Genomic DNA, 21,240 nt, shown 5'->3' with positions numbered 1-21,240 from the left:
CTTGCATGCTGAAACGCTGGCTCAACAGTCGCCGCCTGCAGATAAGCGGTTACAAGCTTTATGGCGTGGTCGTGGACCGAGCGCGCGACCCTGTTTATTACACCGATCACGGTGTTGATGACACGGTCGAGGGCCGGTTCGACATGATCTGCCTGCATCTTTTCATCCTGTCCCGCCGCCTGATGGCGATGGGGGAACAGGGCAAGGTGCTGCAGCGCGCCGCGCAGGAGGCCATGATTGCCGATATGGACCGTTCCTTGCGTGAAATGGGCTTTGGCGACCTCAGCGTCGGCAAGGAAGTGAAAAAGATGGGTGCGGCCTGGTTCGGGCGCCTTGCAGCCTATGATATCGCGGTCGACAGTGATGCCCCGCGCGAAGCGCTGACAGATGCAATCCGGCGGAACGTGTACCGCGAGGTTGAGACGCCGCATGCCGCCAAACTGGCGGCTTATGTGGCGGCAGCCATTGACGATCTCAAGAAAGTGTCCGATGAGGCGCTCAGTGATGCTAAACTGTCGCTTCCGGCAGTTGGCGAACTCATGAAGGATTGACGCATGGCCCAGACCATTCATGCCGACAGCACATTCCCGGTGGCCGACGTGGACCGCGACCCGCGCCCCTTCACCTTTACGGCAACGGAAGCCGAGCGCACCGCGATTGCCGACCGCTTCGACCTGAAGGCCGTGAACAGCCTGACAGCCGAAGCGAGCCTTTCAGCGCCCGGCAAGGGCCGCGGCATCCTGCTTTCGGGCCACCTGCGGGCCGATATCATCCAGCGCTGCGGCGTGACGCTCGCCGACGTGCCGGAAATCGTGGACAACAGCTTCGAGCTGATGCTGGTGAGCCCCGAGGAGGCCGACCGGCTGGACGCCGACGAGGCCTATCTTGATCCGGCGATCCCGGATTATGACGCGCTTGAAGGCGACAAGGTGCCGGTTGGCGAAATCCTGGTGCAGACGCTGGCGGTTCTGATGAACCCGTGGCCGCGTGCCGAGGGTGCAGCGCTTGATGCCGGCAATGCGCAGGGCGTGGAGGTCGACGCCCCCGAAGCCGAAAAACCGAACCCGTTCGCAGCGCTCGCCAGCCTGCGTGACAAGCCTTGAACGCATGTCGAAACTATTTACTCTAACCTGAAACAGGGGTAAGCCCTTTCGGGTGCCTATTGCCTGCGGGCTTGTATGAGCCTGCAATCCGCTGGGGGGTGGAGGGCAAGACGCGCCAGGGGCAACAAGAATAGGTCAGTTGAGTGAGTGACAAAGCGAAAATCGCGGTCGACGCCATGGGCGGCGACCAAGCCCCGCAAATGGTGATCGAGGGACTGGCTGCAGCCCGCGTCCTCTATCCGGGTGTGCGGTTCGTCATCTTCGGGGACGAGAAGGTCCTTCGCCCCATGCTGGCGAGCCACCCTGAGCTCGAAGCCGCAAGCGACCTTGTCCATACCGACGAAAGGGTGACGAGCGACTGTAAGCCTTCGCAGGCGCTGCGGCGCGGCCGTCAATCCTCGATGGGGCTTGCGCTGCAAGCTGTGAAGGATGGCGAAGCCGACGTGGCGATTTCGGCCGGCAACACCGGTGCGCTGATGGCCCTCGCCAAATTTATCCTGCGCACCATGCCGGGGATCGAACGCCCCGCACTTGTTGCACCCGTGCCGACGCTCCGCGGTGAAAGCGTGATGCTGGACCTTGGCGCCAATGTGGAATGCGACACCCGCAACCTTGTGGAATTCGCCGTGATGGGTGCAGCGTACGCCCGCACCGTGCTTGGCCTCAGCCGCCCGACCGTGGCGCTCTTGAATGTCGGCGTCGAAGAACTGAAGGGCAAGGAAACCCTGCGCGAGGCTGCCGATATCCTGAAACAGGCAACCCATATCCCCATGGAATTTGTGGGCTTCACCGAAGGCGACGCCATCGGGGCAGGGGCTGTGGATGTGGTTGTCGCCGATGGCTTCACCGGCAATATCGCGCTGAAAACCGCCGAAGGCACCGCCCGCTTCATGGGAGAATTGCTGCGCCGCGCGTTCGGCTCGTCGCTTTTCGCCAAGATCGGCTATCTGTTCGCCCGCCGGGGCCTGCGTCAGCTGCGCGAACATCTGGACCCGAACAATCACAATGGCGGCGTGTTCCTCGGCCTCAACGGCCTTGTGGTTAAAAGCCACGGGGGCGCCTCGGCTGAAGGCTTCAAGACGGCTGTCGTCACCGCCATCGACATGGTGGAAGCCGATCTGATTCGCCTGATTTCCGCAGATCTGCCGGACGTGCCGGGGCATGAAGAGGAAGCCGGGGCGGCCTGAAATGGCCCGAACCCCGCAGTTTCACATCAAAAAGCCTCTATAAGTCGTTATAAAATATATGCAAAAGGTGGGGCCTGATTGACAGGCCTGCCACCTTCCCTTACGCTATCAAGTCTGGCCTTGTTTGCCAGTGCTGATAGCGAAAGGGATCGCCATGAGCCACAAGACGCTGACCCGCGCCGACCTGACGGAAGCGGTTTACGAAGAAGTGGGCCTGTCGCGCAACGAATCCGCCGCCCTTGTGGAAGCGGTTCTCGGCGAGATTTCCGACTGCCTGGTTGACGGCGAGAATGTGAAAATCTCGTCTTTTGGCAGCTTCCTCGTCCGCCAGAAAAACGGCCGCATGGGTCGCAACCCCAAAACCGGCGATGAAGTGCCGATTGATCCGCGCCGGGTGCTGGTTTTCCGGCCGAGCCAGGTCATGAAAGACCGGATCAACGATTGATCGAACCGACGACGAGTAAGGTGGTGCAAGTGGACGACGGAGACCTGCGAGGGCGGGGTGGCAAGGCTCGTGAAGCCTTCCGGACCATTTCGGAAGTCGCCGAAGAAATGGACCTGCCCCAGCATGTGCTCCGTTTCTGGGAAAGCAAATTCTCGCAGATTCGCCCGCTGAAACGCGGTGGCAACCGCCGCTACTACCGTCCTGAAGACGTCACTCTCCTCTTTGCTATCAAGAAACTGCTGCATTCGGACGGTTATACCATCCGCGGTGTGCAGAAGCTGTTCAAGGAACAGGGCGTGAAGGCCACCGTGCAGCAGACGCTGCAGGATGACGACCTGCCACTCGATCCCGATGAGGACGGCACCACCGGCGTGGAGGAAAAGGCCTCGCCCGCTGCGCCTGCCGCTGTGGCGAGTGCACCACAACCCCCGCAGCCGCCCGTGCGCCCCGTGGCAGCCGCCCCGCAAGCCGCCCCCGCAACCGTGGTGCAATTGCCGCGTGGCGCCGACCGCGCGCAGGTGAAACGCCGCCTCGGCGAACTGCTGGCCGAGCTCCGCCGCCTGCGCAACACGCTTGGCTAACCGCCTTTTCCGGCACCGGCAAAAAACTTCGCCCAAACACGAATTGCGCTGTTGCAGACCCGGTTTGCCGCCGCTATAGTCCGCGCCGCCCACACCCCGCTGATGAGGCAATTTTCTCGGACGGGAAGTAGCTCAGCCTGGTAGAGCACTACGCTGGGGGTGTAGGGGTCGCAGGTTCGAATCCTGTCTTCCCGACCAACAAGAAGGGGTTAGCTGATTTTCAGCTAACCCCTTTGTCTTTCAAGAATACGCCAATATGTTCAATGACGCTTTTCGTCATCAATGGCTCGGTCGATTTTCTCATAGGCCACTTGGCACATATTAGCTATGTGCTGAGGGCTATCTTTCGGTGCAGCAGGAATGGTTCCAAGTGCTCTCAGCCCCGATACATTCTCTGCACGGAAGTTTGCTTGTTCCATTGCTTCGACCGCCTCCAGCCGCAATTTTGTGAATGCTCGTTCTGCGTCTTTGTATATGAATTTCTGAAGGTCGACCGAGAACATGCGTGACCGCATGTGGACAAAATTTTCTCTGCAAACAGTGATGGCTTTGAACCGATCTCTATCGACAACAGAACTCTTCTCTTGCGATTTTGGCAGGAGGAATGGGGCTATGAGGTATAGGAAACATAATAGGAAAACTACACCTAAGATAATGTCAGTACTAGGATTTGTTAGAAATGCAGGTGGATTGTGCTCTGGAAATGCTTCTGAATACCACCCAGCCAAATTCGATAGGTTTTCTCTGGTGTCCGCAGGACTGTGAGACAGGCCATACAAAATCAAAGCCACAATCAAAGACGCAGATAATCTTATGAGATTTTTAGCCATTTTCTTCCTCTGAAGTTCCGAAAATTGACGCAGACGGCCACATCACGAGCCATAGCGAGCTTCAAAGCCGAGAAGAGTTCAAAAGATACACTAAAGATGCGTTTGGCTTGTTCAGAAATGAGCCGGTCCTTTTTGTTTTTAGGTAGTTGCATCAATAATTGGTCCTATCCGCGCTTGACCTTGGCGCCTTATCCCCCCATGCTGCGCCGCAATAATTGTGTCATGAGGGGACGCGGGGTTGACGCCGGATATCCTTCCATTGATGGCCGGGCTGTTTGGCGCCGGGATGCTCGCGGGCCTCATCGCCGGCCTTTTGGGTGTGGGCGGTGGTATTGTGACCATTCCACCCCTGTTCATTGCCCTTGGCGTGATCGGCGTGCCGGATGCGTGGCACATGCATATGGCGGTCGCCACCTCGCTTGTGATCATCGTCGCCACCAATATGTCCAGTGTTTATGCCCATCACAGGAAGGGCGGCGTGGATTGGGCCGTGGTGAAGGACTGGTGGTGGGTGCTTGCCATCATGGCCTTCATCGGCAGCAAGTTTGCCGAAACCCTTAAAACGCGGGAACTGGTGTTCATCTTTGCGGGCCTTGCGGCCCTTCTGGCACTGAAGATGATCCTGCCGCTTGATAGGTTCCGGGTGAAGGGCGGCCTGCCCACCGGCCTCGGGCGTTTCATCGGCCCCGCTGTCATCGGCTTCTTTTCAGCCGTGATGGGGATCGGCGGCGGCAGCTTTTCCGTGCCTTTCCTTACCATTCATGGCATGCCCATCTGGCGCGCGGTTGGCACGTCGTCGCTCGCGGGGCTCGTCATCAGCTTGGCCGGCGGTATCGGCTATCTGACCGCCGGGTCAGGCATCACCGGCATGCCTGCGGGCACGGTCGGTTTCGTTTATCTGCCAGCGGCAGGCCTGATGGCTGTCGCTTCCGTTATCACGGCACCCTTGGGGGCAAAGCTCGCCCACAAGCTGCCAAAACAGGTGCTGAGCATCATCTTCGGGCTGTTTCTGGTGCTTGCCACCTGCCGGATGCTCAGTGCCGTGCTATAAGTGGCAAGTGCCACGCTTGACACAAGAAACCTGAAAAAGGGACGGGTCATGGTTCAGAAGACCGATACTTTCATGCTGGGTGATGCTTTCAAGAAGGTCGACAGGGCGGCCTGGCGCGCCATGGTCGATGGCGTCCTGAAAGGCAAGCCTTACGACAAGGTGATGCTCGCCGAGACGCTGGAGGGCCTGACCCTGCAGCCGCTTTATGCCGCCGATAACGCGAGCGTGGAGCCGCAACCTGCTGGCCGCAACGGCGCGTGGGGCATCGATACCCCGCACTGGAACCCGGACGCCGCCGCCACGAATGCTGCGATCATCGAGGATCTCGAGCGCGGCGCCACCGGCATCGTGCTAAAGCTCGCCGCTGGCGGCACGCCCGGCATTGCGATAGAGCATCTGGGAGAAGCGCTGAAGGGCGTGTATCTGGATCTCGCCCCCGTCACCTTGCTGCCGGGCGAAGATTTCGCGCTGGCATCGGAAGCCTTCCTTGGCCTTGTCGCCGCGCGCGGGCATGCGCAAGGCAGTGTGCGTGGCACGCTCGGGATCGATCCCTTGGGTGTGCTGGCGCAAACAGGGCGTCTGCCGCAGAAGCTTGAAGCGGCCATCACGGATGGTGCCGCCATCGCGGCGCGGGTCACCGATACCCAGCCGGGCCTCAGTGCCTTCATGGTGGATGCCGGCATCGTGCAAACGGCCGGCGGCGCGGCACCGATGGAGCTCGGCTACATGCTCTCGGCCGGGCTTGCCTATCTCCGCGCCATGGAAGCCGCCGGTGTGCCGCTCTCGAAGGCCGTGACGCAGCTTTCCTTTGTGCTCGCGACCGATCCCGACATGATGATGAGTGTCGCCAAGTTCCGCGCCGCCCGCCGCCTGTGGGCGCGCGTGCAGGAAGCGATGGATGTGACTGACACCCCGGTGAAGCTCACCGGTGTGCTCAGCCTGCGGTCGATGACCATCAAGGATCCGTGGGTGAATATCCTGCGCGCCACGGCGGCGGGCTTCGCGGCAGGCATCGGCGGGGCGGATAGCGTATGCCTGATGCCGCACGATACGATGCTCGGCCTGCCCAGCGCCTTCGCGCGCCGCATCGCCCGCAATGTGCAGGTGATCCTGCAGGAAGAAAGCAACGCCGCCGTCGTGGATGATCCTGCCGCCGGGGCTTGGTCGTTCGAGACAATCACGGCCGAACTTGCCCGCGAGGCATGGGACTATTTCCAGAAGATAGAAGCCGCAGGCGGCGCCGTTGCTGCCGTGCGGGCAGGGCTTATCGCTGAAGACTGCGTCGCCGTCTGGCAGTCCCGCCGCGCGAAGCTTGCCACCCGCAAGGAGCCGGTCACCGGCGTCAGCGAATTCCCGAATATCGACGAAAAGCCGCTTGAAGGCTTTGGCGTAATCCCGGTGGGCGCGCAGCCCGCGCGGCCTGCGGTTGAGGTTGCGCATCCCTTCGGCTTCCACCGCTATGCGGAAGATTTCGAACGCCTGCGGCTTCTGTCCGACGCCATGCTGGATGAAACCGGCACTCGGCCAGCCGTTTATCTCGCCACCCTCGGCAGCGTGGCGGAGTACACAGCGCGCGTCACCTTCGCCCGGAATTTCTTCGAGGCGGGCGGCGTGACGGCCCATGTAGCTGAAAGTGATGATCTGGCCGAAGGCTTCCGCCAATCGGGCGCGAAAGTCGCCGTCCTTTGTGGCAGCGATGCACGGTACGAGGAGGAAGGCCTTGCTGCCGTGCAGGCCTTGAAAGATGCGGGTGCGGCGCGCGTCATCATCGCCGGGCGTCCGGCGAATGCTGATAATCTTGCGGCCCACGGGGTTAGCGAATTCATTTTCATGGGCTGCGACGTGATCGCGTCACTCAGCCGCTTTTACGAGGGAGAGGCAGCATGAGCCGCATTCCCGATTTCACCAAGCTCGCCTACGCACCGGTAAAGGCCACCGCGCCCAAGGGCGGCGAGGCGTGGGCCACGCCTGAAGGCATCGATGTGAAGCCGCATTATACGGCCGCAGACATCAAAGGCCTAGATTTCCTCGATACATGGCCGGGGGCGGCACCCTTCCTGCGCGGGCCTTACCCCACCATGTATGTGAACCAGCCGTGGACGGTGCGCCAGTATGCGGGATTCTCGACCGCCGAGGACAGCAACGCCTTCTACCGCCGCAACCTCGCAGCTGGCCAGAAGGGGCTTTCTGTCGCGTTCGATCTCGCCACCCACCGGGGGTACGACAGCGACCATCCGCGCGTGATGGGTGATGTGGGCATGGCTGGTGTGGCGATCGACAGCATCTATGACATGCGCACGCTCTTTGACCGTATCCCCTTGGACCAGATGTCTGTCTCGATGACCATGAACGGCGCGGTGCTGCCCGTGATGGCGCTTTATATCGTGGCGGCGGAAGAGCAGGGCGTGAGTGCGGACAAGCTTTCAGGAACCATCCAGAACGATATCCTGAAGGAATTCATGGTCCGCAACACCTATATCTTCCCGCCCGCACCCTCGATGCGGATCATCAGCGACATTTTCGCCTATACATCCACGAACATGCCCAAGTTCAACTCGATCTCGATTTCCGGCTATCACATGCAGGAAGCCGGCGCGACGGCGGATCTGGAGCTTGCCTATACGCTGGCTGACGGCGTGGAATATCTGCGGGCAGGGGTTGAAGCGGGGCTTGATGTCGATGCCTTCGCGCCGCGTCTTTCCTTCTTCTGGGCCATCGGCATGAACTATTTCATGGAAGTCGCCAAGATGCGCGCCGCCCGGATGATCTGGGCGAAGCTCGTGAAGGACTTCAATCCGAAAAGCCCGAAGTCCCTGTCCCTCCGCACCCATTGCCAGACCTCCGGCTGGTCGCTGACCGCGCAGGATGTGTTCAATAACGTCAGCCGCACCTGCATCGAGGCAATGGCGGCGGCCCATGGCCACACCCAAAGCCTGCACACGAACGCGCTGGATGAAGCACTGGCACTGCCGACCGACTTCTCGGCGCGGATCGCCCGCAACACCCAGCTTTTCATCCAGCAGGAAGTCGGCACCAACCGGGTGATCGATCCGTGGGGGGGCAGCTATTATGTCGAGCGCCTGACCGCCGACCTCGCCGCCCGCGCCTGGGGCCATATCCAGGAGGTGGAGCGCGAAGGCGGCATGGCCAAGGCTATCGAGGCCGGCATTCCGAAGCTTCGGATCGAAGACGCCGCCGCGCGCACGCAGGCGCGGATCGATAGCGGCCGCCAGACGGTTGTGGGCGTGAACAAATACCGGCTCGATGAGGCCGAGGAAATCGACGTCCTCAAAGTCGATAACAGCGCGGTGCGGGCCGCCCAGATCGCCAAGCTTGAACGACTGCGGGCCGAGCGGAATGACGGTGATGTGGCGCGCACCCTTGACGCCCTCACCAAGGCCGCTGAAACTGGCACCGGCAACCTTCTGGCGCTGTCGGTCGAAGCCGCCCGCGTCAAGGCAACGGTCGGTGAAATCACCACGGCGCTTGAGAAGGTCTATGGCCGTCACAAGGCGGAAATCCGCGCCGTGACTGGCGTTTATGGCAAGGAAGTCGGCTTGACGACGGAAAAGGTTCAAAAGGTGCTGAAGCTTGTCGACGCGTTCGAGAAGGCCGATGGCCGCCGGCCGCGTATCCTGATCGCCAAGATGGGGCAGGACGGCCACGACCGCGGCCAGAAGGTCATCGCCTCGGCCTTTGCTGACCTCGGCTTTGACGTGGATATCGGCCCGCTGTTCCAGACACCCGAGGAAGCGGCCCGGCAGGCCGTGGAAAACGACGTTCATATCGTCGGTGCCTCGTCGCTCGCGGCCGGGCACCTGACCCTCGTGCCAGCGCTCAAGGCCGCGCTCAAGGACCTTGGCCGGGAAGACATCATGATCGTCGCGGGCGGTGTGATCCCGCCGCAGGATTATGACGCGCTGAGGAAGGCTGGCGCTGAAGCCATCTTCCCGCCGGGCACCGTGATCGCCGATAGCGCCGTGGAGCTTCTTGAAAAGCTCGGCGCCCGGCTTGGCTACAGCCTCGCGGCGTGAGCGGCGCCCGGCCCGATATCGAAGCCCTGTTCGCCGGTGTCCGCGCCGGCGAACGTGCTGCTATCGGGCGAGCCATCACGCTGATCGAAAGCCGTAATGAAGCCCACCAGCAGCAAGCACAGGAGCTGCTCCATAAACTTTTGCCGTTCGCAGGCGGCGCCCAACGTGTGGGTATCTCCGGCGTGCCGGGGGTCGGCAAGTCGACCTTCATCGAAGCCCTCGGCACCATGCTCACCGGGGCCGGGCACAAGGTCGCCGTGCTGGCGGTCGACCCGTCCAGCGGTCGCACAGGTGGTTCGATCCTTGGCGACAAGACCCGGATGGAAGCCCTGTCGCGGGATGAGAATGCCTTCATAAGGCCAAGCCCTTCCTCAGGTGTGCTTGGCGGCGTCGCACGGGCGACGCGCGAAACCATCGTGGTGATGGAAGCGGCGGGCTATGACGTCGTGCTTGTGGAAACCGTCGGCACCGGGCAGTCGGAGACGATGGTGGCCGACATGGTCGACTTTTTCCTCGTGCTGATGCTGCCGGGGGCGGGGGACGACCTGCAGGGGATCAAGAAAGGCATCCTCGAGCTTGCCGACATGATCGCCATCAACAAGGCCGATGCCTTCCCCGACAAGATCACCGATGCCATGCGCCATTACAAATCGGCGCTGCATATCCTCACTGACATCAGCCCCAGCTGGCATCCGCCGGTGGTGGCTTGCTCTGGCCTCAAAGGCGACGGCTTGAGTGACCTTTGGGCGCAGGTCGAAAAACACCGGCGGCTGATGACCGAGAATGGCGAGCGGCAAGCCCGGCGCGAGAAGCAACGCCTGGCTTGGTTGAAAGCGCAGATTGCCGACCGGCTGCTGGCGGACTTTTACCATCACGAAGGGGTTTCAGCTGCCCTTAAGGGCATTGAGGTCGAACTCAAGGGCGGCCGCACCACCGTCTCCGCCGCCGTCCGCCGCCTGATGGCGCTGTATCACAAGAATGATTAGCCGCCACCGGCACCCAGCAGCACCGAATTGATCTGTTCATCCTCGATCCAGACATCCACCTGTATCCATAGGGGCAGGTGATCGGATAGCTGAAAGGTGAAAGCCTCCTGCGTCAGTTCCGGGAAAAGCGGCGTGTGATCCCCCTTGAAGAAATCGAGCGCACCGCCCTTGCCGGTGAAGCGGCTGTCGTTCGTGGGATCAATCATGATCTGGTCGTAGCAATTACGCTGCGACAGGTTGGTGCCAATAGCCTTCATCAGGCTCGCCGGCGCCTTGAGCCCGTGTTTGGTCAGCTGCTTGTAGGTGCTGCTGCCCTTGGACGGGATGTTGAAATCACCAAGCAGGATGATGTCCTTGTCCGACACAAAGGGATGCGTGCGACGGGCCTGAACCCAGTCAGCCAGATGGCCAAGCGCTTCGGCGCGCTCTGCCACGCTGTCGCCCCAGCGCATATGCGCTGCCATCACGATGAAATCGAAATTGCCAGCGCGGAACGAAGCCATATAGGGGCTGCGCCACCAGTCATCATGCATATATTCGTAAGGCGCGCCAGGCGCGGGCCGCGCGCGGGGTGGATTGGCTTCGGCGGCAAGGCCTGTGAACACCACCATGCGCTTGTCATAAAGAAAGGCGATCCGCTCATCATTGCCGGCACCATCCGACCGGAAATCGGAATAAACGACTTTCCAGTAGGGACCGAGGATATCAAGCACGCGTTTGAAATCGGCGAGATTGTCCCGAAGCTCGGTGATGGCGATCAGATCGAACTGCGACAGGATTTCGGCGATCAGGTGGATCGCCTTGTCGCTCCGCGGGCTGTTGCCGAACTCGCGGATATTCCAGGTGGCGAGATTGAGCGATTCGTCGAGCGCCGAAGGCGGAATCTTCACCTTCTGGTCATCCATCCGGTCGCGCAGGATGCGGATGGCCGCGGCGATTTCCGGCGAAATATCCCCGTGATGCATGATCCTTCCCCCTCAGGTTCGAATGAACCCGGGGTAGAATATCACGCTTTCAGGGCAGCTGTATTACAATCCTTGCGGGAGATGATCAGTCGCGCTTCAGGCCTGCCCAATCATAGAAGCTGACCTTTTCGCCGTGCTTGGTGCAGGCAGGCGAGGCGAGCTCGACAAAAAGCGGTGCGATATCGGCCGGCTTCGGCAGGGTCGATGCGTCCTCGCCCGGTACGGCCTTGGCGCGCATGGCGGTGCCGATGGGGCCGGGGTCTATGAGATTGACCTTGATAGGCGTGATCTCGCACTCGGCGGCGTAGGTGAGCGCGAGGCTTTCAAGCGCAGCTTTGGTTGCGGCATAGCCGCCCCAATAGGCGCGGTTCTTGGATGCGGCGCCAGAGGTAACGAAGATTGCCCGACCGGCATCGGAACGCTTCAGAAGCGGGTCCATCGAACGGATGAGGCGCCAGTTGGCCGTCACATTCACATCCATCAGTTCGGCGAAATCCTTCACCGAAATATGGCCAAGCGGGCTGATGGTGCCCAGGACACCGGCGTTGCCGACAAGGATATCGAGCTTGCCCCAGCGCTCATAGATGGCAGCACCCAGCCGATCGATACTGTCATGGTCCTTCAGGTCCATCGGCACGATGGTGCAGTTGCGGCCCATGGCGCGGATCTGGTCGTCCACATCCTCAAGCGAGCTCTGGCTGCGAGCACGCGCGGTGATGATCACATCGGCACCGGCTTCAGCAAGGGCAAGGGCAACAGCGCGGCCAATACCGCGGGAAGCGCCGGTCACAAGGGCGAGGCGGCCGTCAAGAGGCTTGGTCATGGGTATCAGCGTCCGGTTGAGGCGATGAGTTCAAGCTGGCTGTCGCCGGCTTCCGCTTCCGACTGGTCGGTCAGGAAGGTCGGATAATCGCCGGTGAAGCAGGCGTCGCAGAAAGCCGGGCACGATTTGACACGGCCTTCGGGGCGGTTTACGGCGCGGTACAGGCCGTCAATCGTCAGGAAGGTCAGGCTGTCGGCATTGATATGCTTGCACATGCCTTCGATATCCATGCGCGCGGCCAGCAGCTTCGAACGTTCGGGCGTATCCACACCATAGAAGCAGCTGTGAGCTGTCGGCGGGGAAGCGATGCACATATGCACTTCGGTGGCGCCGGCCTCCCGCATCATGTTCACGATCTTCAGGCTGGTGGTGCCACGCACGATGGAATCGTCCACCAGAATGATGCGCTTGCCCTTGATGTGCCAGCGGTTGGCATTGTGCTTCAGCTTCACCCCGAAGTGGCGAATCTGGTCGGAAGGTTCGATGAAGGTCCGGCCGACATAATGGTTGCGGATGATGCCAAGCTCGAACGGAATACCCGATTCCTGCGCATAGCCGATGGCGGCAGGCACGCCCGAGTCCGGTACCGGGATCACGAGATCCGCTGTCACCTTGCCGCTGTTCTCGCGGGCGAGTTCGGCGCCGATGCGTTTCCGCACTTCATAAACGCTCATGCCGTCCATGAAGCTGTCGGGGCGGGCGAAATAGACATGCTCGAAAATACACGGGCGGGCATTTTCCTGCTTCAGCGGCTTCAGGCTGGTGAGGCCTTCTTCGGTGATCACGACAACTTCGCCCGGCTCCACATCGCGCACGAACTCGGCGCCAATGATATCAAGCGCACAGGTTTCCGAGCACATGATCCAGGCCTTGTCGAGTTTACCAAGGACAAGCGGGCGGACACCGAGCGGGTCGCGCACACCAATCATGCCTTCACGGGCGACGGTCACGAGCGAATAGGCGCCTTCAATCTGGTTGAGGGCATCCACGAAGCGGTCCATCAGGGTGCGGAAATGGCTTTTCGCAATCAGATGCAGGATGACTTCGGTGTCGGAGGTCGACTGGAAGATCGCGCCGCGACGAACGAGGCTTTTCCGCAGATGGGTGGCGTTCGTCAGGTTGCCGTTGTGGGCGACCGCAAAACCGCCCGAGGCAAACTCTGCGAACAGCGGCTGCACATTCATGAGGCCCGTGCCGCCGGTCGTCGAGTAGCGCACATGGCCGATGGCAACATGGCCGGGCAGGCTGTCAATCACATCCTGGCTGGTAAAATTGTCGGCGACATGGCCGAGCACTTTTTTCGAGTGAAAACCCTGATCGGTTCCGTAGGAGGTGATGCCGGCGGCTTCCTGTCCGCGGTGCTGTAGGGCGTGGAGCCCGAGCGCGCAGTGGGCGGAGGCGTCAGGTGTGCCAAAGATACCGAAAACGCCGCACTCTTCCCTCAGTTTGTCATCATCGAACGGGTTCGTGGTGACGTCGGCAAAGGGGTTGGTCTCGCGCGGGTTGGTCGTCTGAGCCATGGAGCGGTGTCCCTTATCCAGTCGGTACTCGAAAGTCCCGCACCGTATATAGCGCGAAACTGGTTCTGCCTAGATTAAAATCGCGATTGCCTGCTGCCGGCAATGCGCCGGAGCCTATTTCTCGGGCTCAGGCGGTGGCAGGTCTTCCTCCACCGTATCGATCAGGTCGTCCAGCCGATCGCGTGCCTTGTCGTCGTAAGACGCTGCTTTTTCCTTCAGCGCCTCGTTGATGAACTGGCTGGTGGCCGAGCGTGAGGCCTTTTCAAGATAGGCATCGCCCACGGCCCGCGGATCTTCGCCGATTGCTTCGGCTGCAAAGCCTTCCACCATTTCTGCGCCCCACGCCACAAGCGGCTGCAGCTGGGCGTGGCTCACCCACGGCGGGCTTTCCTTGCCGGGATAGAGCTTCGAAATGGCGAGATAGGCAACGGAGATAATCACGACCCCGCGCAGGAAACCGAAAAGCGCGCCAAGCGAGCGATCCAGAAAGCCGATGGGGCTGTCCTTCACGGCGCGACCGACGAATTCGGCAACATAACGCAGAATGAAAAGTGCTAGCGCAAAGATCACCAGAAGCGTGACGAGATCGGCAAGCTCCGGTGGGCTCACGATATCACGTCCATAGGGTTTGGCGAGCGGAAAACCGAAGAAGGTGACGAAACCCGCACCGGCCCATGCGGCAAACGAAAGCGCCACGGTCGCGAAGCCGCGCCCGAAGGCCAGAATGGTTGAAAGCCCCACCAGAAGCAGGACACCGATATCAAAAGCTGTAAGTTGGGCGAGATCCATGGCGCGATAATACTCCGGGATTGTCACGAGGCCAATGCATCAGGAAAAAAGAGTGCCGCAAGGTCACCGACGCGGTCGAGCGCCTTGAGGGGAAGGGCGCTTGAAGCATTCTTTTTCTGGGCAGGGCCAAGGGCTTCGGCGAAACCAAGCTTGGCGGCTTCCTTGAGGCGGGCATCCGTCTGGGCTACCGCGCGGATATCGCCAGAAAGCGCAATCTCGCCAAATACCACGGTCTGGTCGGGCAGCGGGATCTGCGCGAGGCTCGACATGAGCGCCGCCGCAACCGCGAGGTCCGCCGCCGGTTCGTTGATCTTCAGTCCACCCGCCACGTTCAGGTAAACATCACACCCGGCGAGGCCGAGCCCGACGCGGGCGTCCAGCACGGCAAGCACCATGGCGAGGCGCCCCGAATCCCAGCCAACAACAGCCCGGCGCGGGTTCGCCGCACTCGAGCGCGCCACAAGCGCCTGGATTTCCACAAGCACGGGGCGCGACCCCTCGATGCCTGCAAACACCGCGCTGCCGGGCTCGCGTGCCTTATGGTCGGCAAGGAACAGGGCAGAGGGGTTACTGACTTCGGTAAGACCTTCACCGGTCATTTCAAACACGCCGATTTCGTCGGTGCCACCGAAGCGGTTTTTGACAGCACGCAGGATGCGGAACTGATGGCCGCGGTCGCCTTCGAAATAAAGAACGGTATCGACCATATGCTCCAGCACGCGGGGGCCGGCGATCTGGCCGTCCTTGGTAACGTGCCCGACAAGAATAACGACCGTGCCACGCCGCTTGGCATAGGAGATCAGCTCGTGGGCGCAGATGCGCACCTGTGTGACGGTGCCGGGGGCGCTGTCCACATGGTCGGCGAAAAGCGTCTGGATCGAATCGATCACTACTACTTTCGGCGGAACGGCCTCATCAAGCGTGGTCAGGATATCGCGCAGGCTCGTCTCGCAACCAAGCTTGAGGGGGGCACCCGAAAGACCGAGGCGGGCGGCGCGCATTTGCACCTGCGCGGTCGCTTCCTCGCCCGAGAAATAGATGCATTCATGCCCGGCCTTCGCGAGCGCAGCCATGGCCTGCAATAGGATCGTTGACTTGCCGATGCCGGGATCACCGCCGATCAGGATTGCGCTGCCCGCTACAAAGCCACCACCAAGGGCCCGGTCAAGCTCGGCAAGGCCGGTCAGAAGGCGCGGCTGGCTTTCGGGCGGCGTATCGAGGGACACAAGATCGACCCGCCGACCCTTCTGGGCGGAAAGGCCCTTGGGCGCACCGGAAACAACAGCGCCTTGTTCCTCGATCGTATTCCACTCGTTGCAGGCGTCGCACTTGCCCTGCCAGCGGGTATAGACCGCGCCGCAGGCATTACAGGCGAATGTTTTTTGTGCTTTTGCCATCTCAGGGTTTCAGCACTTCCATCTGGATCGGCCCATGTGCGCGACCATGGATGAACTGGTCCACATAATCGTTGCCTGACCTGTCGATCTCGTCGCGCGTTCCTTCCCAGATGATTTCACCATGATAGATCATCGCGATGCGATCAGCGATCTTGCGGGCGGATGCCATGTCGTGGGTGATCGAAATGGTGGTGGCGCCAAGGTCCTTCACGCACTCAACGATCAGGTCGTTGATGACGTCCGCCATGATGGGGTCAAGGCCGGTTGTCGGCTCATCGAAGAAGATGATCTCGGGTTCGGCTGCAATGGCGCGGGCAAGCCCCACGCGCTTCTGCATGCCGCCTGAAAGCTCAGACGGCGACAGGTTACCGACATCCGGCGAAAGGCCCACACGACGCAGTTTCTCGATGGCGATATCCTGCGCCTCCTTGCGGTCCATACCCTTGCCCTGAATGAGGCCGAAGGCGACGTTTTCCCAGACGGGCAGGCTGTCGAAAAGGGCCGCCCCCTGGAACAACATGCCGAAACGGGTGAGGACCTCACGACGTTCGCTGCGCGACATGGTCAGCACATTCTCGCCGTCGATCATGATTTCGCCAGCGTCCGGCTTGATCAGTCCAAGCACCGATTTCAGCATCACCGACTTGCCGGTGCCAGAGCCGCCGATCACAACAAGTGACTGGCCGGCAGGCACAGCGAGATTGATGCTCTTGAGGACAGTTTTCGGGCCGAAACTTTTGTGAACGTCCTTGAGGACGATTTTATCCAGCCCGCTCATCCCCGGCCTCCGAACACGATGACGGTGATGATGAGGTTTGACAGCAGGATGGCGATGAAGGCCGATACGACCGCGTTCGTGGTTGCCTTGCCCACACCTTGCGCGCCGCCGCGGCTGAAGTAGCCGTGATAGCTGCCCATCAGCGCAATGAAAAAGCCGAAGACAGCAGCCTTGACGAGCGAGGAATAGACGTCCGACTTTTCGAGGAAATCGACCGTGACCTGCAGATAGGTGCCGGGGTTGAGGCCAAGCCGCCCGGTGCCGATGATATAGCCACCAAGCACACCGATGATATTGGCGATCAGCACCAGCATCGGCAGGGTGACGACGGCCGCCACAAGGCGCGGCACGATCAGATATTTGAAAGGGTCGGTCGAAAGCGTTGTCAGCGCGTCGATCTGCTCGGTCACCCGCATGGTGCCAAGCTCGGCCGCCATGGCGCTGGAAACACGGCCTGCCACCATCAGGCCGCCAAGCACGGGGCCAAGCTCGCGCACGATGGCGATCACCACCACGCCCGGCACCACGCTTTCGGCGTTGAACCGGCTGCCACCCACATAAATCTGCTGGGCAAGCGCTGCGCCGGTGAAAAGGGCCGTGAGGCCGATAACGGGCAGGCTGTTATAGCCGATCACCCACATCTGCTGCAGGATCAGCCGCCAGTAGATCGGCGGGTTGACAAGGCCGCCCAGCGCTTGCCCCGCAAAAAGGGACAGTCGCCCGAGCTCGGCCAGAGTGCCAAGTACCATCCGGCCGATGGCAGCAAAGGGATTGAAGGGACGCATACGAGCCAATGTTTCCAGTTTGTTCCGGTCAGTCCTGTTTATCGTCTGCGTCCTTAAAAGGAAAGAGGGCGATTGACCAGTGCTAACTGCACCGGCTGGTCAGCGCCCCTCAAACTTGGTCGGCCGCTTCTGCATGAAAGCTGAAACGCCTTCAATGAAATCGGCGGTCCGGCTGCACTGGCGCTGGGTTTCCGCCTCGCGCTGCAGCTGTTCCACATAGGTGCCGTTGAGGCTTGCGGCCATCAACTGGCGGATGCCGGACAAGGCCTTCGTGGGGCCATTTGCCAGCCGTTTGCCAAGGGCGAGGGCGGTGGGCATCAGGTCGTCGTCCTCGACGACATCATAGATCATGCCCCAGTCCTTCGCGGTCTCGGCCGATATCTTCTCACCCAGCATCATCTGGGCCGTTGCCCGTGCCTTACCGATCAATCGTGGCAGAAGAAAGGTCACGCCTGCGTCCGGCACCAGCCCGATATTGACGAAAGCCAGAAGGAAATAGGCAGACCGCGAGGCAAGCACGATGTCGGCGGAAAGCGCAAGGCTCATGCCGGCCCCTGCTGCCACACCATTGACGGCCGAAATCACCGGGATCGGCAGCGCCGCAAGCTCCAGCAGCATCGGATGGTAGGTATCCATCAGGTTCGCGCCCGAGTCCGCGTCGCCACCCATGCCTTCGGCCAGATTGGCACCGGAGCAGAAACCGCGGCCCGACCCGGTGATAAGGAGCGCGCGGGCCCGCCCACCGGGACGGCCCAGCGTCCGCAACGCATGGGTGACTTCCGATTTGATAGCTTTTGAAAGTGCATTCAGCCGGTCCGGCTGATTGAGCGTGAGAACGGCAAGACCGTCCTCGATCGTCAGCGTGATCGCTTCATATTTATCCGACATCGGCTTTCCTCCCCCGAGTGATTTTTCACACTCTAAGGGTCAGAAAATGCGACGGCAATAGGAAGGCTTATTTGCTGAGCTTGACCGGGGTCATGAGGAAAGCGGGCATATGATCGCCCATCCCGACGACCGGCTCGAAATCGTCATCGTCGTCACGACGGCGACGACCGCGCGGTGCGGGCTTGTCGACCTTCTTCTCAGCCCGTTTCTCAGGCTGAGGCTGAGGCCGGGGCTGCGGCTCGGCCTTCGGTTCAGCTTTGGTTTCTGCCTTCGGTGCTGCAGCCTTCTCCGCTGGTGCCTCATCCTTGCGGGGACGGCGGCTGCGGGACGCACGCGGCTTTTCTTCCGACGGGGCATCCGCGGCTTCCGGCTTTTCGCTGCGAGCACGGGACTTGCCGGGCAGGGGCTCGTCATCAGCCTTGTCGTCCGGCACATCGGTGCGCGGCAGCGCAAGGCCGGTCATCTTTTCGATGGCCGACACATATTTGTCGTCGTCACGGGTTTTCGCCGCGATCGTGAAGGCCGAACCGGTGCGCCCGGCGCGGCCGGTGCGGCCGATCCGGTGGACATAATCTTCCGCGTGGCTCGGCACGTCCAGATTGAAGACGTGGCTTACATCGGCGATATCAAGACCGCGCGCCGCCACATCGGAGGCGCACAGAAGCTTGATCTCGTTTTCCTTGAACTGGCGAAGGATCTCGAGCCGCTCGCTTTGGGCCATATCGCCATGAAGCTGGCCAACGCTGAAGCCGTGGCGTTTCAGGCTCTCGTAGGTTTCCTTCACCGAAGTCTTGCGGTTGCAGAAGATGATGCCGTTCTTGACGTCTTCGGTACGCAGAAGCGCGCGCAGCACGCGGCGCTTCTGTTTCACCATCGGCACTTCGATCAGGTGCTGGCTGATATTGGTGCTGGACGACGACGGACGCGAGACCTCGATCTTCTTGGGGTCGTTCAGGAACTGCTTTGTCAGGCGCTGGATCACCGGCGGCATGGTGGCCGAGAAGAAAAGCGTCTGGTGCTGGCGCGGGATGCGTTCGCAGATCTTTTCCACATCCGGGATGAAGCCCATGTCGAGCATGCGGTCGGCTTCGTCCACCACCAGGATTTCAATGCCGGTAAGCAGCAGCTTGCCGCGCTCGAAATGGTCAAGCAGGCGACCAGGTGTGGCGATCAACACGTCGACGCCACGGTCAAGCGCCTTTTCCTGATCGGCAAAGTTCACACCGCCAATCAGGAGCGCCATCGAAAGCTTGTGATTTTTGCCGTATTTCTCGAAATTTTCGGCAACCTGGGCTGCCAGTTCACGGGTCGGCTCAAGGATCAGCGAACGGGGCATGCGAGCGCGGGCCCGACCATGGGCCAGAATGTCGATCATCGGCAGCGTGAAGGAAGCCGTTTTACCGGTACCCGTCTGGGCAATGCCCAGCACGTCGCGGCCCATCAGAACCTGTGGAATGGCCTGGGCCTGGATAGGCGTGGGCTCACTGTAGCCGGCGTCGGTGACTGCCGTCAGTGTTGGTTCGCTCAGTCCCAGAAGATCAAAACCCATGTGTGTCCGTCGGTTGCTTGGTCAAGGAATTGCGGGCAGCATAGGGATATAAAGGCCAAAGTCAATCATAGAGGGCAGGAGATACAGGCATGCTGAAACAATTGGTGCTCGTACCGGGTCTATTGTGTGACAGGCGCCTGTTTCTGCCCCAGATCGGGGCACTTTCGCAGGACTATGATATCCATGTGGCCGAGACCCGCGAGGACGAGACAATCGAGACCATGGTCAGCCGCCTTCTTGCTGAAATCAAAGGAGATTTCGCGATTGTCGGGCTTTCAATGGGCGGCTATGTGGTGCTCGATGCCCTCCGGCAGGCGGCGGACCGGATCACCCACTTTGCCCTGATGGACACGAATGCTCACGCCGACTTGCCGGCAGCGACCGAAAAGCGGCTGCAGGCGATGCGGCTTGCCGAGCAGGGGTATTTCGAAAACGTGATCGAAACCTTCGTCAGCAGTGTCTTTTCCCCAAAGACCGTCGCAAGGCCCGGTTGCGGCGACGTGCTCCGTGCCATGGCCCATGATATGGGCGTCGATATCTTCCTGAAGCAGCAGGGCGCCATCATGGCGCGAGCCGATGCGGCTGCCCGGCTGAAGGACTATCATCAGCCATCGCTCGTGCTATGCGGGATCGAAGATGCCCTGTCACCGCCTGCCGTGCATGCCGAAATGGCAAGGAACCTGCCAAACGCCGACTATCACTGCCTCACGCACTGCGGCCACATGGCAACGCTGGAAAGGCCGGACGCCGTTATCGACGCGATGCGGACGTGGCTGGTGCGGTAGCGGGGAAACTGGGAAAGCAGTTAGAATGAAGAATATACTTGTAGCTTCATGGCATTACCTATGCCCTTACAAAATATACCAAATCCCCAACAGCATTTTTGCCGAGATTTTTGACCGAGAAGGCCAAAACATCCAGTTTTGGGAAAGGCTTGTCTCCAAGTTGGGGGCTGTTCGATGTGAAGAACTGGAAGCTGAGTTCAACGCGAACTGCATCTCCCGAAGGCATGTCACAGGAATTCAGGGAGTCTTGCTGGTTGGTATGGAAGAGGCGATTGCGTCGTTCCCCACACTCAGGAATTGCGATCTGGAACCCTTCGGCAGACCATATAGAAATGCGGCGCAGCCCGGCTCGCACAAAGATCCAAACGGTCACAAAATGCTGAACTTCATGTGCATCGATGAAGGCGGAGTTGGATTTGACATATTCGCAATGCCCGCAACTGACTTTGGGGCAGTTTTTGGCAGCAACCGAAACGTCGTCATTGCAAGTGATTGGGAAGGAATTGAAGAGCAGGACGAACAATTACAGCACGTCGACGAATGTTTAGGGAATGCGTGGCGCCACCCCGTTTGCAGGGAATCTGTAGAGGGTGTGGATGGCCTTATTTTCTACCACTTCCCAGAAAAAGCCGGCTTATACCCCAACCGGACAATGTCCGATCTGGATGGGCGCGAAAATCCCAGTTTCTCGGAGATGAGCCGCAAAGTAGGTGGTTGAAGCTCTGTTTAGCCTAAATGGGCGTG

The 21,240-nt window shown here is 60.6% G+C and carries 21 protein-coding genes and 1 tRNA gene; 12 read left to right on the top strand and 10 right to left on the bottom strand.

Going from position 1 to position 21,240, the window contains the following annotated elements:
* The first annotated feature begins 5 nt into the window (after positions 1–5).
* The 6 genes from OU694_RS05605 to OU694_RS05580 all read left to right on the top strand — a co-directional run bounded on the left by OU694_RS05605 (position 6) and on the right by OU694_RS05580 (position 3,514).
* Entirely contained in the window at positions 6–551 is a 546-nt protein-coding gene (locus OU694_RS05605) for a ubiquinol-cytochrome C chaperone family protein (protein ID WP_308909998.1), read from the top strand.
* 3 nt (positions 552–554) lie between these two features.
* Positions 555–1,103, top strand: a complete 549-nt coding sequence (locus OU694_RS05600; RefSeq protein ID WP_308909997.1) for a hypothetical protein — start codon at positions 555–557, stop codon at positions 1,101–1,103.
* 143 nt (positions 1,104–1,246) lie between these two features.
* On the top strand, positions 1,247–2,290 hold the full coding sequence (plsX, locus tag OU694_RS05595) for a phosphate acyltransferase PlsX (RefSeq protein ID WP_308909996.1): 1,044 nt from the start codon (positions 1,247–1,249) through the stop codon (positions 2,288–2,290).
* Between the two features lie 154 nt (positions 2,291–2,444).
* Positions 2,445–2,735, top strand: a complete 291-nt coding sequence (locus OU694_RS05590) for an integration host factor subunit alpha (RefSeq protein ID WP_289502495.1) — start codon at positions 2,445–2,447, stop codon at positions 2,733–2,735.
* Positions 2,732–3,316: a MerR family transcriptional regulator gene (locus tag OU694_RS05585; protein WP_308909995.1), complete on the top strand. Its 585-nt coding sequence runs from the start codon at positions 2,732–2,734 to the stop codon at positions 3,314–3,316. The genes OU694_RS05590 and OU694_RS05585 overlap by 4 nt, the downstream gene beginning before the upstream one ends.
* Positions 3,317–3,437: 121 nt before the next feature.
* Positions 3,438–3,514: transfer RNA gene (locus OU694_RS05580), tRNA-Pro, on the top strand.
* Positions 3,515–3,576: 62 nt separating this feature from the next.
* Here OU694_RS05580 and OU694_RS05575 read toward each other — a convergent pair.
* Positions 3,577–4,146: a hypothetical protein gene (locus OU694_RS05575; RefSeq protein WP_308909994.1), complete on the bottom strand. Its 570-nt coding sequence runs from the start codon at positions 4,144–4,146 to the stop codon at positions 3,577–3,579.
* A gap of 238 nt (positions 4,147–4,384) precedes the next feature.
* On the opposite strand from OU694_RS05575, the gene OU694_RS05570 reads away from it, so the two are divergent.
* From OU694_RS05570 to meaB, 4 genes are read left to right on the top strand one after another with little or no spacing between them, the layout of a single operon-like run.
* Positions 4,385–5,197, top strand: coding sequence for a sulfite exporter TauE/SafE family protein (locus OU694_RS05570; protein ID WP_308909993.1), 813 nt, complete (start codon positions 4,385–4,387; stop codon positions 5,195–5,197).
* A gap of 48 nt (positions 5,198–5,245) precedes the next feature.
* Positions 5,246–7,084, top strand: coding sequence for a methylmalonyl-CoA mutase family protein (locus OU694_RS05565; RefSeq protein ID WP_308909992.1), 1,839 nt, complete (start codon positions 5,246–5,248; stop codon positions 7,082–7,084).
* Entirely contained in the window at positions 7,081–9,231 is a 2,151-nt protein-coding gene (scpA, locus tag OU694_RS05560; RefSeq protein WP_308909991.1) for a methylmalonyl-CoA mutase, read from the top strand. Before OU694_RS05565 ends, scpA begins: the two co-directional genes overlap by 4 nt.
* Positions 9,228–10,217, top strand: coding sequence for a methylmalonyl Co-A mutase-associated GTPase MeaB (gene meaB / locus OU694_RS05555; protein ID WP_308909990.1), 990 nt, complete (start codon positions 9,228–9,230; stop codon positions 10,215–10,217). Before scpA ends, meaB begins: the two co-directional genes overlap by 4 nt.
* Here the strand turns inward: meaB and OU694_RS05550 are convergent.
* The 9 genes from OU694_RS05550 to OU694_RS05510 all read right to left on the bottom strand — a co-directional run bounded on the left by OU694_RS05550 (position 10,214) and on the right by OU694_RS05510 (position 19,711).
* A complete protein-coding gene (locus tag OU694_RS05550) occupies positions 10,214–11,182 on the bottom strand; it encodes an endonuclease/exonuclease/phosphatase family protein (RefSeq protein ID WP_308909989.1) in 969 nt (322 codons plus the stop codon). The genes meaB and OU694_RS05550 overlap by 4 nt on opposite strands.
* 85 nt (positions 11,183–11,267) lie before the next feature.
* Positions 11,268–12,005 carry an SDR family NAD(P)-dependent oxidoreductase gene (locus OU694_RS05545; protein WP_308909988.1) on the bottom strand — a complete coding sequence of 246 codons (738 nt, stop codon included), beginning with the start codon at positions 12,003–12,005 and terminating at the stop codon, positions 11,268–11,270.
* A gap of 5 nt (positions 12,006–12,010) precedes the next feature.
* Complete coding sequence (purF, locus tag OU694_RS05540; RefSeq protein WP_308909987.1) at positions 12,011–13,525, bottom strand: amidophosphoribosyltransferase; 1,515 nt, start codon at positions 13,523–13,525, stop codon at positions 12,011–12,013.
* Positions 13,526–13,639: 114 nt separating this feature from the next.
* Positions 13,640–14,314, bottom strand: a complete 675-nt coding sequence (locus OU694_RS05535) for a CvpA family protein (protein ID WP_308909986.1) — start codon at positions 14,312–14,314, stop codon at positions 13,640–13,642.
* A gap of 23 nt (positions 14,315–14,337) precedes the next feature.
* The gene (gene radA, locus OU694_RS05530; protein WP_308909985.1) at positions 14,338–15,711 is read right to left on the bottom strand and encodes a DNA repair protein RadA; all 1,374 of its coding nucleotides are present in this window, start codon (positions 15,709–15,711) and stop codon (positions 14,338–14,340) included.
* Between the two features lies 1 nt (position 15,712).
* Positions 15,713–16,489 (bottom strand): ABC transporter ATP-binding protein, encoded by a 777-nt coding sequence (locus OU694_RS05525; RefSeq protein ID WP_308909984.1) that lies wholly within the window; start codon positions 16,487–16,489, stop codon positions 15,713–15,715.
* Entirely contained in the window at positions 16,486–17,274 is a 789-nt protein-coding gene (locus OU694_RS05520; protein WP_308909983.1) for an MlaE family ABC transporter permease, read from the bottom strand. Before OU694_RS05520 ends, OU694_RS05525 begins: the two co-directional genes overlap by 4 nt.
* A gap of 99 nt (positions 17,275–17,373) precedes the next feature.
* Positions 17,374–18,162, bottom strand: a complete 789-nt coding sequence (locus OU694_RS05515) for an enoyl-CoA hydratase-related protein (RefSeq protein ID WP_308909982.1) — start codon at positions 18,160–18,162, stop codon at positions 17,374–17,376.
* Between the two features lie 67 nt (positions 18,163–18,229).
* Entirely contained in the window at positions 18,230–19,711 is a 1,482-nt protein-coding gene (locus OU694_RS05510) for a DEAD/DEAH box helicase (RefSeq protein WP_308909981.1), read from the bottom strand.
* 89 nt (positions 19,712–19,800) lie between these two features.
* On the opposite strand from OU694_RS05510, the gene OU694_RS05505 reads away from it, so the two are divergent.
* Together OU694_RS05505 and OU694_RS05500 are read left to right on the top strand one after the other, a co-directional pair.
* A complete protein-coding gene (locus OU694_RS05505; protein ID WP_308909980.1) occupies positions 19,801–20,496 on the top strand; it encodes an alpha/beta fold hydrolase in 696 nt (231 codons plus the stop codon).
* Between the two features lie 25 nt (positions 20,497–20,521).
* Positions 20,522–21,214, top strand: a complete 693-nt coding sequence (locus OU694_RS05500) for a DUF8220 family protein (protein WP_308909979.1) — start codon at positions 20,522–20,524, stop codon at positions 21,212–21,214.
* The last annotated feature ends 26 nt before the right edge of the window (positions 21,215–21,240 follow it).

This window comes from Pseudokordiimonas caeni, from assembly GCF_026719705.1.
GTDB classification, from domain to species: Bacteria; Pseudomonadota; Alphaproteobacteria; order Sphingomonadales; family Kordiimonadaceae; genus Gimibacter; species Gimibacter caeni.
This window is presented reverse-complemented; position numbering and strand designations above follow the sequence as displayed.